This window comes from Pseudomonas sp. P42, from assembly GCF_017973755.1.
Classification (GTDB): domain Bacteria; phylum Pseudomonadota; class Gammaproteobacteria; order Pseudomonadales; family Pseudomonadaceae; genus Aquipseudomonas; species Aquipseudomonas iridis.
Window position 1 is genome coordinate 539,836 of record NZ_JACOPU010000003.1, and the last position, 14,360, is coordinate 554,195.

Genomic DNA, 14,360 nt, shown 5'->3' on the forward strand with positions numbered 1-14,360 from the left:
TCCTAGCAGATAGGGTGTGTTAAGTCGGGGCCAAGTATCAGCAGGCCGTGTGAACACTCTATGGCTGAAATATGACAATTGGATGAAAGGCCAGCATTCGGGTTTTAAAAGATGATTTCAGGCGCCCATTCGCGAGCAGGCTCGCTCCCACACCGGGAACGCATTCCAAGTGTGGGAGCGAGCCTGCTCGCGAAAGGGTCGTGACTACCGAGGAGATTTCGGATCAGCGCCCCTTCTTCCAGAGCCACGCCCCCACCAGAATTCCCACCGCGCAGAGCACCGCCACATAGTAGGCAGGCCCCATCGGGCTTTCTTTCAGCAGCAGGCTGACGATCATCGGCGTCAGGCCACCGAAGATTGCGTACGCCACGTTGTAGGAAAACGACAAGCCACTGAAGCGCACCACCGGCGGGAACGCCTTGACCATCACATACGGTACCGCACCGATGGTACCGACCAGCAAACCGGTCAGGGCATACAGCGGGAACAGCCAGTTCGGGTGATCGGCGAGGCTGTGATAGAAGGTCCAGGAGCTGATCAGCAGGCCCAGGCAACCGAACACGAATACGCGCCCGGCGCCAAAGCGATCCGCCAGCGCGCCCGCAATGATGCAGCCAAAACTCAGAAATACGATCGCCAGACTGTTGGATTGCAGCGCTGTGGTTGGCGAGAAGTGATAGACCGTTTGCAGCACGGTCGGGGTCATCAGGATCACCACAACGATGCCGGCAGACAGCAGCCAGGTCAGCAGCATCGAGATCGCGATCGCCCCGCGATGATCACGCAGCACCGCGCGCAGCGGCACTTCTTCGGCCAGCGCCTTGCGCAGTTGCAGCTCGGCAAATACCGGGGTCTCGTGCAGCCAGCGGCGCAGGTAAACCGAGAACAGGCCAAACACGCCGCCGAGCAGGAACGGAATCCGCCAGGCGTAATCGGAAACTTCGGTCGGCGTATAGAGGCTGTTGATCGCCGTGGCGACCAGCGAGCCGAGCAGGATACCGGCGGTCAGGCCGCTGGTGAGGGTGCCACAGGCGTAACCCATGTACTTTTGCGGCACGTGTTCGGAAACGAAGACCCACGCCCCCGGCACTTCACCGCCAATCGCCGCGCCTTGAATCACGCGCATCAATAGAAGAAGGATCGGCGCCCACATGCCGATCTGCGCATACGTCGGCAGCAAACCCATGATCAGGGTCGGCACGGCCATCATGAAGATGCTCAGGGTGAACATCTTTTTGCGCCCCAGCAGATCGCCGAAATGCGCCATGACGATGCCGCCCAGCGGACGCGCGAGATAACCGGCGGCGAAGATGCCGAAGGTCTGCATCATTCGCAGCCACTCAGGCATGTCGGCCGGGAAGAACAGTTTGCCGACTACGGTGGCGAAGAATACGAAGATGATGAAATCGTAGAATTCCAGCGCGCCCCCCAGGGCGGACAGCGACAGGGTCTTGTAGTCATTGCGGGTCAACGGTCGTGCGGGTTGCTCGGGCTGCGCGAGGCTCGAAGGCGCTGTGGTCATGGCAAGGGCTTCTCTTATAGTCGGATCTGCCGCCACAACAACGCTGGCGGTGGCTTGGGCAGGTTCGGCACCATAGCAAATTGTTCGAAAAAGCACATAGAGCCGCGTATTTGACAGTCGAAATCAGAACCGGACGGTCGTCGTGGAGTCTACCGACCGATATACTCGCAACCTTGCCCCGGTTTGTAGGGGGTTGCTGTGCGAAAACGTTGTTGGCCCGCCCTTTGATCGGCGCAGCCGGTTTCGCAGAGTTTCTCCTTAGGCGCCTTATGGAAAACGTGACGAACGTAGTATGTTCGGTGCTGAATCGTTTTTCCCGAAGACGGCTACCACCAGCAGCACTAACAAAGAGTCACGGGTCAGAGGCCCCCCGGCATGATAGAACTCGAACAAGAAGATCCGATCCCGCAGGGCGACCTGGCCCTGCAAATCACCGCGCTTCCACGCGAAACCAACGGCTTTGGCGATATTTTCGGCGGCTGGCTGGTAGCGCAGATGGATTTGGCCGGCACCGCGATGGCCAGCCGTGTCGCCGGTGGCCGCGTGGCCACTGTCGCCATTGATCGCATGGCGTTTCTGGTGCCTGTGGCGGTCGGCGCGCAATTGTCCTTTTACACCCAGACCCTGGAAATCGGTCGCAGCTCGATCCAGATGATGGTCGAGGTGTGGAGCGACGATCCGTTGTCCAGCGAGTGGCGTAAGGTGACTGAAGCGGTATTCGTCTTCGTCGCCATCGACGGCAGTGGCCGCACTCGTTCGGTGCCACCACGCGCACGTTAAACCTCGCGGCCGTTTTACGGTCGATAGTCGTCCCAAGTGTCTGATCGAGAGCTGTCCCATGACCACGCCCAACGTTGAAGCCGTGAAACTGGATGAACTGAACTGCTGGCGCATTCGCCACGGTCAGGCTGAAGTGTTGGTCGCCCAGCAAGGCGCGCACATCCTCAGTTACCAGATCGACGGCCAGCCGCCGATCATCTGGCTCAACGACAAGGCCACGTTCAAGACCGGCAAGAGCATCCGTGCCGGCGTGCCGGTGTGCTGGCCGTGGTTCGGCAAGTTCGAACGCAATCCGCAGAGCGTGCAGGCGATGTACACCGGTGAGCAACCGGCTCCTGCGCACGGTCTGGTGCGTACGATGGATTGGGAGCTGGGCGGCATCGAAGCCGAGAGCAACGGGATCAAGGTCGAGTTCAAATTGCCCTATCCCGAAGGCGGCCTGCCGGGTTGGCCGCATCAGGTGGATCTGACCCTGACCCTGCGTCTGTCGGATGAGCTGCAATTCAGCCTGACCAGCCATAACCGTGGCAGTGACTCCGTCAGCCTGAGTCAGGCGCTGCATACTTACTTTGCTGTCAGCGACGTACGCAATGTGCATGTCGACGGCGTGAAGGGGCTGGATTACATCGAGACGCTGGACGACTGGAAGACCCACAGCCAGCAAGGCGATCTGCATTTTGCCGGGGAAACCGACCGCATCTACCTCGATACGCCGCCGCGACTGAGCATCGTCGACCCGACGTGGGAACGGCGCATCGTGCTGACCTCTACCGGCTCGCGGACGGCCGTGATCTGGAACCCCTGGATCGACCGCGCTGCGGCGCTCAGCGATATGGATAACGATGGCTGGCAGCGCATGCTGTGCATCGAGACGGCGAATGTGATGAGTGATGTGGTGACTCTGGCACCGGGTGCGAGCCATACGATGGGCGTCACCGTCGCCAGCAAACCGCTCTAATCAGCAGCACAATACAAAATGTGGGAGCGAGCCTGCTCGCGAAGGCGTGGTATCAGTCAACATTCAAATGCCTGACACACCGCTTTCGCGAGCAGGCTCGCTCCCACAGTTGTTTCGTGGTGTCAGAGATCAGATTCCTGCACCACCCGCACCTTGTCCGCCTCCAGCGCATACGCCGCATCGGCCAGGTCATTGCTGACCTTCTCGACCTTCAGCGTGCCGCTCACCCACAGCGGCGTATAGATGTCGTCCAGCTTCAAACCCTTCGGATACCGCACCAGCACCAGTTGATTCGGCGGCGGTGGCGGCACGTGGATGCACGCGCCCGGGTACGGCACGAGGAAGAACAGCGTGCTGTGGCCCTTGGCGTCGGATTCCAGCGGCACCGGATAACCACCGATGCGGATGTGCTTGTCGTTCATCGACGCTACGGTTTTGGTCGAGTACATGACCGCCGGCAGACCTTTGGCCTGCTTCATCCCGCCCTTCTCGGTGAAGGTGCCGGTGGCTTCCGGGGAGTTGTGGTCGATTTCAGGCATGGCCTCGAGGGCCTTTTGATCCGACTTGGGCATCAGTTCGAGCCAGTCGGTTTCCGGCAGTTCGCTGGCGTGGGCCAGACCGCTGCCCAGCAAGAGGAGAGTCAACAGAAGACGGCGCATGAAGGTGCTCGGTAAAAAAAGGAAGTTGAAACGCCGAGCATTCTAGCCCTCCCCGCCGCGATGGCGGAGAGGACTTTGTCGCTTTGAATCAGTTCTTTTTGATCAGGCCGTAGATCACCAGCAACACGACTGCGCCAACCAGCGCGCCGAGGAAGCCTGCGCCCTCGCCCGCCTGATAAATGCCCAGAGCCTGGCCGCCATAGGTGGCCGCCAGCGAACCGCCGATACCGAGCAGGATGGTCATGATCCAGCCCATGCTGTCATCGCCCGGTTTCAGGAACCGAGCCAGCAGGCCGACGATCAAGCCGATAAAGATGGTTCCGATAATTCCCATGGCATTTCCCTCTGATTTGGTAGATATGCCAAAGCCTAGACAGACTTTGGCATCCTGCCATGAGAGAACGGCGGCCCCTGAATGGTTCCGCCGCTGCCACATGAAACTCTTTTACTCGGCGATCAGCGCTTCGACCTTGAGGATCTGCGCTTCAAGCGTGGCCTTGTCGGCGCAGCGCAGGTTGGCGTGACCGACCTTGCGCCCGGCCTTGAAGGCCTTGCCGTAGTGGTGCAGATGGCAGCCTTCGATGGCGATGACTTTCTCAACCGGCGGGACAACGCCGATAAAGTTGAGCATCGCGCTCTCGCCGACCTTGGCCGTCGAACCCAGCGGCAGACCGGCAACGGCCCGCAAGTGGTTTTCGAACTGGCTGCACTCGGCGCCTTCGGTGGTCCAGTGCCCGGAGTTGTGCACGCGTGGGGCGATTTCGTTGGCCTTGAGGCCACCGTCGACTTCAAAGAACTCGAACGCCATCACACCGACGTAATCCAGCTGCTTGAGCACACGGGTGGAATAATCTTCGGCCAACGCCTGCAACGGGTGATCAGTGCTGGCGATCGACAGCTTGAGGATGCCGCTGTCGTGGGTGTTGTGCACCAACGGGTAGAACTTCGTTTCACCATCGCGAGCGCGCACGGCGATCAGCGAGACTTCACCGGTGAACGGCACGAAGCCCTCCAGCAAGCAGGCAACGCTGCCGAGTTCGGCAAAAGTGCCGACCACGTCTTCAGGTTTGCGCAGGACTTTCTGCCCCTTGCCGTCGTAACCCAGCGTGCGGGTTTTCAGCACGGCCGGCAGACCGATTGCAGCCACGGCAGCATCCAGATCGGCTTGTGACTGAATGTCGGCAAAGGCTGGGGTCGGGATCCCCAGATCCTTGAACATGCTCTTTTCGAACCAGCGATCACGCGCGATGCGCAGGGCTTCGGCGCTTGGATAGACCGGCACGAATTGCGAGAGGAACGCTACGGTTTCAGCCGGGACGCTTTCGAATTCGAAGGTCACCAGATCGACTTCATCGGCCAATTGGCGCAGATGGTCCTGATCGCCGTAATCGGCCCGCAGGTGTTCGCCCAGCGCAGCGGCGCAAGCGTCCGGCGCAGGATCGAGGAAAGCGAAGTTCATGCCCAGCGGAGTGCCCGCCAAGGCCAACATGCGACCCAACTGGCCGCCACCGATTACACCGATCTTCATCTCAACAACCTCAGGCAATACGTGGGTCTGGATTGTCCAGGACGCTGTCTGTCTGCTCGGCACGGAAGGTTTTCAGCACCGCGTGGAATTGCGGATGCTTGGCGCCAAGGATACTCGCCGAGAGCAGCGCTGCGTTGATCGCGCCAGCCTTGCCGATGGCCAGGGTGGCGACCGGAATGCCGGCCGGCATCTGCACGATCGACAGCAGTGAATCGACGCCCGAGAGCATTGCCGACTGCACGGGAACGCCCAGCACTGGCAGGTGGGTCTTGGCCGCACACATGCCCGGCAAGTGAGCTGCGCCACCAGCACCGGCGATAATCACCTCGATGCCTCGGCCTTCAGCCTCTTCGGCGTACTGGAACAGCAGATCCGGGGTACGGTGTGCAGAAACCACCTTGACCTCGTACGGGATGCCGAGCTTTTCCAGCATATCGGCGGTGTGGCTAAGGGTGGACCAATCGGACTTGGAGCCCATGATCACGCCAACCAGTGCACTCATCGTCGCGCCTCTTCTCTCTGGGCGCCCGCAGGCGCGTCAAAAACAACAAGCCACGCAGGTTGCGTGGCTTGATTGTACGAAAAATGGCCGGTCGTACCGGCCAAAGGCCGCGCAGTATACCGCAAAGAAAGCAATAAACAGCCCCCTGCACGACCATCTGTCATCTGCCGCAAAAGCCCGGTTTTATTGACTTGAAGGTCAGTCCAGAAACACCGCAAATCCCTTGTGGGAGCTGGCTTGCCAGCGATGACGTCGTGTCAGCAAACATTGAGGGTGACTGGCCAACCGCAATCGCTGGCAAGCCAGCTCCCACAGAGTTATTCGATGGGTTCAGGTGTTTTGTGCCGCGCCGCCCTCGAGCTTGCGCCACAGCAGACGGACGTTGGCCTTGCGCACCAGTGCGCAGCGGTACAGACGAATCTCCAGTGGCACATGCCATTGCGGGCCGCCGCACACAACGAGTTCACCGCGTGCCAGTTCGGCACGCACGCTCAGTTGTGGCACCCAGGCAATGCCGAGGCCTTCCAGCGCCATGCTTTTCAGGCTGTCGGCCATGGCGGTTTCATAAATGGTGGTAAACCGCAGCTGACGCTGGCGCAGCAAACCGTTCACAGAGCGTCCGAGAAAAGCCCCGGCGCTGTAGGCGAGCAGCGGCACGCTGGCTTCACCTTCCAGATCGAACAGCGGTTTGCCATCGGCATCCGCCGCGCACACCGGCAACATTTCGGTCTGGCCCAAATGCAGCGACGGGAAAATCTCCGGGTCCATCTGCATCGCCGCGTCCGGGTCATAGAACGCCAGCATCAGATCGCAACCACCCTCGCGCAACGCATGCACGGCGTCACCAACGTTGGTCGCCACCAACCGAGTGGCAATATTCAGCCCTTCATTACGCAGTTGCGCGATCCAGCGCGGGAAGAAACCCAGCGCCAAGGAGTGAGCGGCGGCCACCTGCATCACTTCGCCCTGCCCGCCTTCCAGATGATGCAGGTGACGCAACACTTCGCCGAGCTGCTCGACCACGGTGCGCGCGGTCACCAGAAACAATTGACCCGCCGCCGTCAGTTCGATCGGCGTGCGCGACCGATTGACCAAGGTCAGCCCCAGCGCCGCTTCGAGGCTGCGGATCCGCCGGCTGAATGCCGGCTGAGTCACGAAACGTCGTTCGGCGGCCTGCGAGAAGCTGCGGGTGGCGGCCAGAGCACTAAAGTCCTCGAGCCATTTGCTTTCCAGATTCATCACGTCCTCCCGGACACGCACCAAAACAGGTCACACGTCTGCCGCGCAGGCGGCGTCACACGGGCATTATGCCGAATGTGCATAGGCCAGTGCTTAACAGCATTGGCCCAAATTTCCTCACAAGCCTAGCATTCGCAGCGTTCCGGCACAGACCGGGTCCATATCGAGATGATTTCTATCATGTCCTCCGCTGCATCTTTCCGCACAGAAAACGACCTGCTTGGCGCCCTCGAAGTACCGGCTCAAGCGTATTACGGCATCCAGACCCTGCGAGCGGTGAACAACTTCCGCCTCTCGGGCGTTCCGATTTCGCATTACCCGAAACTGGTTGTGGGTCTGGCGATGGTCAAACAGGCCGCCGCTGACGCCAACCGTGAATTGGGTCACCTGAGCGAAGCCAAGCACGCTGCCATCAGCGAAGCCTGTGCACGATTGATCCGCGGTGATTTCCACGAAGAATTCGTGGTCGACATGATTCAGGGTGGCGCCGGTACCTCCACCAACATGAACGCCAACGAAGTGATCGCCAACATTGCTCTGGAAGCAATGGGTCACCAGAAAGGCGAGTACCAGTACCTGCACCCGAACGACGACGTGAACATGGCGCAGTCGACCAACGACGCCTACCCGACGGCCATCCGCCTGGGTCTGCTGTTGGGTCACGACACCCTGCTCGCCAGCCTCGACAGCCTGATTCAGGCATTTGCGGCCAAAGGCAAAGAATTCGATCACGTCCTGAAGATGGGCCGTACCCAGCTGCAAGACGCCGTACCGATGACCCTCGGCCAGGAATTCCGTGCGTTCGCCACCACCATGGGCGAAGACCTGGCCCGTCTGAAGACGCTGGCCCCGGAACTGTTGACTGAAGTAAACCTGGGCGGCACCGCGATCGGCACTGGCATCAACGCCGACCCGCGTTATCAGGCGCTGGCTGTACAGCGTCTGGCGCTGATCAGCGGCCAACCGCTGGTGCCAGCGGCCGACCTGATCGAAGCCACCTCCGACATGGGCGCCTTCGTGCTGTTCTCCGGCATGCTCAAACGCACCGCGGTCAAGCTGTCGAAGATCTGCAATGACCTGCGCCTGCTGTCCAGCGGTCCACGCACCGGCATCAACGAGATCAACCTGCCGGCGCGTCAGCCAGGCAGCTCGATCATGCCCGGCAAGGTCAACCCGGTGATCCCGGAAGCCGTTAACCAGGTAGCCTTCCAGGTCATCGGCAACGACTTGGCACTGACCATGGCAGCCGAAGGCGGCCAGCTGCAACTGAACGTGATGGAGCCGCTGATCGCGTTCAAGATCTTCGACTCGATCCGCCTGCTGCAACGCGCCATGGACATGCTGCGCGAGCACTGCATCGTCGGCATCACCGCCAACGAAGCGCGCTGCCGCGAACTGGTCGAGCACTCGATCGGTCTGGTCACCGCACTGAACCCGTACATCGGCTACAAAAACGCCACCCGCATCGCCGGCATCGCTCTTGAAAGCGGCCGCGGCGTGCTGGAACTGGTGCGCGAAGAAGGTCTGCTCGACGAAGCCATGCTCGCCGACATCCTGCGCCCTGAAAACATGATTGCTCCGCGTCTGGTTCCGCTCAAAGCCTGAGCCGACGCGTTACTTGTAGCACCGCTCACCAGGTCGAGGGACTAGACACCTCTCACCTTTTGAGGGCTTGGGGATCCGTCCCCAAGCCCTTTTTTTTAACTTCTTTGCAGCAGGACATTAAATGTTTTGTGCTTTTGATACCGCCAAGATCGCAGCCTTCGGCAGCTCCTACATTGATTGACGTGCACCTGTAGGAGCTGCCGAAGGCTGCGATCTTTTGATTCTGCAGCACCTCGTTTCGTCGCTTGCACCACTACCGTGCAGACGGGCGCGCCACTGATCGGTATAGTGCCGCCCCTCTTCGCGTGAGCGGTCGTCGGTAACGAGGCCATCACCCATGCGAAACCCGAACTAATAACAAACCCGCGAAATGGATCCGGGACGAAACCTTCGCCTCACCCGTCGTGCCGTGCGCAGACCGGTGTAACACGATGTTTCTTCTATCCAGCATTTGCTTACACAAAAAACAGCGAGGAAAAATCCATGCTCGAAGTCATTAACGACTTCCTCTCAGGGAAAGTACTGATCGTGCTCATTGTCGGGCTCGGTAGCTACTTCACGATTCGCTCGCGTTTCGTTCAATTGCGGCACTTCTTCCACATGTTCGCGGTGTTCCGCGACAGTCTCAAAAGCAGCGCCGGGCAGCTCAGCTCGTTCCAGGCCCTGATGCTCAGCCTCGCCGGCCGTGTCGGTGCAGGTAACATCGCCGGTGTCGGCATCGCCGTGACCCTCGGTGGGCCAGGTGCGGTGTTCTGGATGTGGGTAACCGCACTGGTCGGCATGTCCAGCAGCTTCTTCGAGTGCTCGCTCGGCCAGCTCTACAAACGCACCGACTCTGATGGCACCTTCCGTGGCGGCCCGTCCTACTACATCCAGCACGGTTTGCAGAAACGCTGGTTGGGTATGGTCATGGCGTTCCTGTTGCTGGTGACCTTCGGTTTCGCCTTCAACGGCCTGCAAGCTCACGCCGTGACTCACTCGCTGGAAAACGCTTTCGGCCTCGACACCACTTACACCGGCCTCGGTCTGGCAGTGCTGCTGGGCCTGGTGTTCGTCGGCGGAATCAAGCGTATCGCCAAGGTCGCTGACCTGTTGGTACCGGTGAAAACCCTGGTGTACATCGGCGTGACCCTCTACGTGATCGTGCTGCAATTCGACCACGTACCCGCCATGTTGATGACCATCGTCAAAAGCGCATTCGGTCTCGACCAGGCATTCGGCGGTCTGATCGGTAGCGCCATCGTCATGGGCGTGAAGCGTGGCGTGTTCGCCAACGAAGCCGGTTTGGGCAGTGCGCCGAACGTGGCGGCTGTGGCTTCGGTCGAGCACCCGGTCGCGCAAGGCGTGGTTCAGGCGTTCAGCGTGTTCCTCGACACCTTCGTGATCTGCACCTGCACCGCGCTGCTGATCCTGCTCTCGGGCTTCTACACCCCGGGCTTCGAAGGCGATGGCATTGCCCTGACCCAGAACTCGCTGGCCGCTGTGGTGGGTGAATGGGGCCGGATGTTCATCTCGGTCGCCTTGGCGTTGTTCGTGTTCACCTCGATCCTTTACAACTACTACCTGGGCGAGAGCAACCTGCGCTTCCTGATCGGTGAAAACCGCAAGGCGCTGATCGGCTACCGCGCACTGGTACTGGTGTTGATCTTTTGGGGTGCGATCGAAAACCTCAGCACCGTGTTCGCCTTCGCCGACATCACCATGACCATGCTGGCGTTTGTGAACCTGATCGCGCTGTTCCTGCTGTTCAAGATCGGCATGCGCATCCTGCGTGACTACGATGACCAGCGTGCGGCCGGCATCAAGACGCCGGTGTTCGATTCGAGCAAATTCCCGGATCTGGACCTGGACCGCAAAGCCTGGCCGGCCAATCCGCCCGCCGCCGCCGGCAAGACTGAAGTCGAGCCGCAAGGCGTCCCTGCAGCGCAACGCTGATGGGTGAATGACGGGCGCATCTCCTGCGCTCGTCAGTTACAGTTCGGAAAACTGTGAGAGCGAGCCTGCTCGCGAATGCAATCTGGCAGTTGATGCATGCATTGACTGACACACCGCTTTCGCGAGCAGGCTCGCTCCCACAGGACCTCATCTTTTCGGAGAATCCTCATGAATTCGTCGACCTATCCTGCCGCGCAAAACGTCATGGTGCTCTACACCGGTGGCACCATCGGCATGCAGGCCAGTGCCAATGGCCTGGCCCCGGCGTCCGGTTTCGAAGCGCGGATGCGCGACTATCTGCACAGCCAGCCAGAACTGATCGTGCCGCAATGGCGCTTTCGTGAAATGTCGCCGCTGATCGACAGCGCCAACATGACACCGGCCTATTGGCAGCGACTGCGTGAGGCAGTGGTCGATGCAGTTGATGTACAGAACTGCGACAGCGTGCTGATCCTGCATGGCACCGACACCCTGGCGTACAGCGCCGCGGCCATGAGTTTCCAGTTGCTCGGCCTGCATGCCCGGGTGTGCTTCACCGGCTCCATGTTGCCGGCCGGTGTCACCGATAGCGATGCCTGGGAAAACCTCAGCGGCGCACTGGTCGCACTCGGCCAGGGTTTGGCGCCGGGTGTGCATCTGTACTTCCACGGTGAACTGCTGGCGCCGACCCGTTGCGCGAAAGTGCGCAGCTTCGGTCGTCATCCGTTCAAGCGCCTGGAGCGTCAGGGCGGCGGCGTGAAAGCCACTTCTGTGCCGCCAGCGTTGAATTACAACCAGCCCAAGCTACTGGCGAACGTTGCGGTACTGCCGTTGTTCCCCGGAATTGGTGCCGCGATCCTCGACGGCTTGCTCGACAGCGGCATTCAGGGTCTGGTGCTGGAGTGCTACGGCAGCGGCACCGGGCCGAGCGACAATCCAGAGTTCCTTGCCAGCTTAAGCCGTGCGCGGGACAACGGCGTGGTGGTGGTCGCGGTGACGCAATGCCATGAGGGTGGAGTAGAACTGGACGTGTACGAGGCTGGCAGCCGCTTGCGCGGGGCTGGCGTGCTGTCCGGTGGCGGTATGACCCGCGAGGCGGCGTTCGGCAAATTGCATGGCTTGCTGGGGGCGGGTCTTGAAACGGCTGAAGTGCGGCGGCTGATGGAGCTGGATTTGTGTGGTGAGCTGGTCTGAGCAAGGCTGCGGATTTGCCCTCGCCCTAACCCTCTTCCGGAGGGAGAGGGAACTGACCTTAGTGTCCTGCGCTATACGCCGACCTGAAAAAAAGTGTCGATTATGGATTCGGCAGAGCTTTTTCAGGTCGGCGTATCTCGCCAATATCCCCCAGTCGGCCCCCACTCCCTCAGGGAGAGGGCTGGGGTGAGGGGCTGCTGCGGCATATAACTTGCTGCGTTCCAGCCATCCCAAGGCTGGAAAATCTCATGCTCCACTCCCACCTCACCACCCTCAACGCGGTCTCTCTGGTGCTCAACACCTTCAGGGATCAAGGCTTGTCGAGCGAAGCACTGCTGGCCGGCAGCGGCATCAGTGCGGCGGATCTGGCCCGGGCCGACACGCGCATCACCACCAATCAGGAGATGCAGGTGTGCGCCAACGCGGTCGCGCTCAAGCACGATATCGGTCTGGAACTGGGCCGACGCATGCACGTTTCCAGCTATGGAATTCTCGGCTACGCACTGCTGACCTGTGCCACCTTCGGTGACGCTTTGCGCCTGGCGATCCGCTATCCGGCGCTGTTGGGAACACTTTTCGAGCTGAGTCTTGAGGACGACGGCGAACGCGTCTGGTTTGTCGCCGCCGATTACCGCGAGAGCCCGGCGATGGCAGTGTTCAATGCCGAATTCTGTCTGGTTTCGCTCAAAGTCATTTGCGACGATTTACTCGGTGGTCCGCTGCCCTTGCTCGCCGTCCGTTTTGAACATGAGGCACCGGATTACCGCGAAAGCTATGCCGAGCACTTCAATGCAGCGCTGCACTTCGCCGCCAAAGACAACGCGTTCGCCTTCGACCCCCACTGGCTGGACCAGCCGCTGCCGCTGGCGGACGCCGTCACCCATCAAGCCATGGCTGAACGCTGTCGCAAGCAGAACCTCGAATTCACCGGGCGTCAGGCGTGGCTGGGCCGTATCCGCCAATTGCTCAGTGCCCAGTTGAACGCCGCACCGGGACTGGAAGGTCTGGCCCAGCAAATGAAATGCTCGCCGCGCACTTTGCGCAGACATCTGAAGGACATGGGCAGCAGTTATCAGGAACTGCTCGATGAACTGCGTTTCGAACGAGCCAAGCAGATGCTGTGTGAGGATCAACTTCCGATCTACCGCATCGCCGAAACCCTGGGCTTCAGCGAGACCGCGAGCTTTCGCCATGCGTTTGTGCGCTGGAGTGGGGTCGCGCCGAGCCAGTTCCGACCGCATTGATATTCCTTTGTGGGAGCAGGCTTGGGCAGGCCTTCTCCAGCAAGGGGCGAATAGCGGTCAGAGGTTCTGGCCATATCGATCCCCTTTTGGCCTCTTCTGCCGTTTTCCGAATCGCTGTGCGCCGCAACACTGGACGCAAACCGAATCAGCCCCTGCGGAGAACAACAAATGCTGACGATCTACTCGGATGATCACCACCTGCACCATGGCCGTTGCGAATTGATCGATGGCCAGCTCAAGCCTTGCTTCGAGATGCCTTCGCGTGCCGACCATGTGCTGCAACGCGTGCAGCACCAGCATCTGGGTCCGGTCGAGGCACCGAAGGACTTCGGACTCGAACCGATCGCCCGCATTCACAGCCGCGACTATCTCGAGTTCTTCAAAGGCGCGTGGGCGCGCTGGACTGAATTCAACACCGACGGCGACTTGCTGCCCTACACTTGGCCGGCGCGCACCTTGCGCGCCATCAAACCGACCAGCCTGCACGGCCAACTCGGTTACTACAGCTTCGACGGCGGCGCACCGATCACTGCCGGCACCTGGCAAGCCGCGTACAGCGCGGCGCAAGTTGCACTGACCGCGCAAGCGGCGATCCAGCACGGCGCACACAGTGCCTTCGCGTTGTGTCGCCCACCCGGACATCACGCTGCCGGCGATTTGATGGGCGGTTATTGCTACCTCAACAACGCGGCCATTGCGGCGCAGGCGTTTCTTGATCAAGGCCACAAGAAGGTCGCGATCCTCGACGTCGACTACCACCACGGCAACGGCACCCAATCGATTTTCTACGAACGCAGCGACGTGTTGTTCACCTCGATCCATGGCCATCCGGAAGCGGAGTTTCCGTTCTTCCTCGGCTACGAAGACGAGTTCGGTGAAGGCGCCGGCGAAGGCTTCAATTTCAACTATCCACTGCCCGCCGGTTCCGGCTGGGACACCTGGAGTGCGGCGCTGGACCAGGCCTGCAACGAGATCGACCGTTATGGCGCCGAGATCATCGTCGTGTCGCTGGGTGTCGATACGTTCAAAGACGATCCGATCTCGCAATTCAAGCTCGACAGCCCGGATTACCTGGCGATGGGCAAGCGTATTGCCGCGCTCGGCAAACCAACGCTGTTCGTGATGGAAGGTGGCTACGCGGTGGAAGAAATCGGCATCAACGCAGTGAACGTGCTTGAGGGCTTTGAAAGCGCTCACTGAGCAACGGCTAAACAC

The 14,360-nt window shown here is 60.5% G+C and carries 13 protein-coding genes; 7 read left to right on the forward strand and 6 right to left on the reverse strand.

Annotated features, from left to right (window positions below; translation table 11 throughout):
* Positions 1 to 223 precede the first annotated feature (223 nt).
* Complete coding sequence (locus tag H8B20_RS11880) at positions 224 to 1,522, reverse strand: MFS transporter (protein ID WP_210623217.1); 1,299 nt, start codon at positions 1,520 to 1,522, stop codon at positions 224 to 226.
* Between the two features lie 375 nt (positions 1,523 to 1,897).
* Here H8B20_RS11880 and H8B20_RS11885 point away from each other — a divergent pair, with 375 nt between their 5' ends.
* Positions 1,898 to 2,302: an acyl-CoA thioesterase gene (locus H8B20_RS11885; RefSeq protein WP_003229628.1), complete on the forward strand. Its 405-nt coding sequence runs from the start codon at positions 1,898 to 1,900 to the stop codon at positions 2,300 to 2,302.
* A 58-nt stretch (positions 2,303 to 2,360) separates the two neighbouring features.
* Positions 2,361 to 3,260: a D-hexose-6-phosphate mutarotase gene (locus H8B20_RS11890; protein WP_210623218.1), complete on the forward strand. Its 900-nt coding sequence runs from the start codon at positions 2,361 to 2,363 to the stop codon at positions 3,258 to 3,260.
* Positions 3,261 to 3,382: 122 nt separating this feature from the next.
* Here the strand turns inward: H8B20_RS11890 and H8B20_RS11895 are convergent, their stop codons facing one another.
* From H8B20_RS11895 to H8B20_RS11915, 5 genes are all read right to left on the reverse strand, one after another.
* Positions 3,383 to 3,919: a DUF3299 domain-containing protein gene (locus H8B20_RS11895; RefSeq protein ID WP_210623219.1), complete on the reverse strand. Its 537-nt coding sequence runs from the start codon at positions 3,917 to 3,919 to the stop codon at positions 3,383 to 3,385.
* An 88-nt stretch (positions 3,920 to 4,007) separates the two neighbouring features.
* Positions 4,008 to 4,253 carry a GlsB/YeaQ/YmgE family stress response membrane protein gene (locus H8B20_RS11900; RefSeq protein WP_016772475.1) on the reverse strand — a complete coding sequence of 82 codons (246 nt, stop codon included), beginning with the start codon at positions 4,251 to 4,253 and terminating at the stop codon, positions 4,008 to 4,010.
* Between the two features lie 111 nt (positions 4,254 to 4,364).
* Positions 4,365 to 5,447, reverse strand: a complete 1,083-nt coding sequence (locus H8B20_RS11905; protein ID WP_210623220.1) for a 5-(carboxyamino)imidazole ribonucleotide synthase — start codon at positions 5,445 to 5,447, stop codon at positions 4,365 to 4,367.
* Between the two features lie 10 nt (positions 5,448 to 5,457).
* Positions 5,458 to 5,949, reverse strand: coding sequence for a 5-(carboxyamino)imidazole ribonucleotide mutase (purE, locus tag H8B20_RS11910; RefSeq protein WP_007954291.1), 492 nt, complete (start codon positions 5,947 to 5,949; stop codon positions 5,458 to 5,460).
* Between the two features lie 330 nt (positions 5,950 to 6,279).
* Complete coding sequence (locus tag H8B20_RS11915; RefSeq protein ID WP_042561825.1) at positions 6,280 to 7,188, reverse strand: LysR substrate-binding domain-containing protein; 909 nt, start codon at positions 7,186 to 7,188, stop codon at positions 6,280 to 6,282.
* A gap of 180 nt (positions 7,189 to 7,368) precedes the next feature.
* Here H8B20_RS11915 and aspA point away from each other — a divergent pair, with 180 nt between their 5' ends.
* The 5 genes from aspA to H8B20_RS11940 all read left to right on the forward strand — a co-directional run bounded on the left by aspA (position 7,369) and on the right by H8B20_RS11940 (position 14,345).
* Entirely contained in the window at positions 7,369 to 8,793 is a 1,425-nt protein-coding gene (aspA, locus tag H8B20_RS11920; protein WP_042561826.1) for an aspartate ammonia-lyase, read from the forward strand.
* 483 nt (positions 8,794 to 9,276) lie between these two features.
* Positions 9,277 to 10,728 (forward strand): alanine/glycine:cation symporter family protein, encoded by a 1,452-nt coding sequence (locus H8B20_RS11925; protein ID WP_047304238.1) that lies wholly within the window; start codon positions 9,277 to 9,279, stop codon positions 10,726 to 10,728.
* 168 nt (positions 10,729 to 10,896) lie between these two features.
* A complete protein-coding gene (locus tag H8B20_RS11930; RefSeq protein WP_210623221.1) occupies positions 10,897 to 11,901 on the forward strand; it encodes an asparaginase in 1,005 nt (334 codons plus the stop codon).
* Positions 11,902 to 12,149: 248 nt separating this feature from the next.
* Positions 12,150 to 13,145, forward strand: coding sequence for an AraC family transcriptional regulator (locus tag H8B20_RS11935; protein ID WP_210623222.1), 996 nt, complete (start codon positions 12,150 to 12,152; stop codon positions 13,143 to 13,145).
* Between the two features lie 168 nt (positions 13,146 to 13,313).
* Positions 13,314 to 14,345, forward strand: a complete 1,032-nt coding sequence (locus tag H8B20_RS11940) for a histone deacetylase family protein (RefSeq protein ID WP_210623223.1) — start codon at positions 13,314 to 13,316, stop codon at positions 14,343 to 14,345.
* Positions 14,346 to 14,360: the final 15 nt, after the last annotated feature.

Bases quoted from the DNA above. Each gene is read 5' to 3' on its own strand.
- H8B20_RS11895 (WP_210623219.1), bottom strand. From the start codon at position 3,919: ATGCGCCGTCTTCTGTTGACTCTCCTCTTGCTGGGCAGCGGTCTGGCC.
- H8B20_RS11915 (WP_042561825.1), bottom strand. From the start codon at position 7,188: ATGAATCTGGAAAGCAAATGGCTCGAGGACTTTAGTGCTCTGGCCGCC.
- purE (WP_007954291.1), bottom strand. From the start codon at position 5,949: ATGAGTGCACTGGTTGGCGTGATCATGGGCTCCAAGTCCGATTGGTCC.
- H8B20_RS11885 (WP_003229628.1), top strand. From the start codon at position 1,898: ATGATAGAACTCGAACAAGAAGATCCGATCCCGCAGGGCGACCTGGCC.
- H8B20_RS11890 (WP_210623218.1), top strand. From the start codon at position 2,361: ATGACCACGCCCAACGTTGAAGCCGTGAAACTGGATGAACTGAACTGC.
- H8B20_RS11940 (WP_210623223.1), top strand. From the start codon at position 13,314: ATGCTGACGATCTACTCGGATGATCACCACCTGCACCATGGCCGTTGC.
- H8B20_RS11880 (WP_210623217.1), bottom strand. From the start codon at position 1,522: ATGACCACAGCGCCTTCGAGCCTCGCGCAGCCCGAGCAACCCGCACGA.
- aspA (WP_042561826.1), top strand. From the start codon at position 7,369: ATGTCCTCCGCTGCATCTTTCCGCACAGAAAACGACCTGCTTGGCGCC.
- H8B20_RS11900 (WP_016772475.1), bottom strand. From the start codon at position 4,253: ATGGGAATTATCGGAACCATCTTTATCGGCTTGATCGTCGGCCTGCTG.
- H8B20_RS11935 (WP_210623222.1), top strand. From the start codon at position 12,150: ATGCTCCACTCCCACCTCACCACCCTCAACGCGGTCTCTCTGGTGCTC.
- H8B20_RS11930 (WP_210623221.1), top strand. From the start codon at position 10,897: ATGAATTCGTCGACCTATCCTGCCGCGCAAAACGTCATGGTGCTCTAC.
- H8B20_RS11905 (WP_210623220.1), bottom strand. From the start codon at position 5,447: ATGAAGATCGGTGTAATCGGTGGCGGCCAGTTGGGTCGCATGTTGGCC.
- H8B20_RS11925 (WP_047304238.1), top strand. From the start codon at position 9,277: ATGCTCGAAGTCATTAACGACTTCCTCTCAGGGAAAGTACTGATCGTG.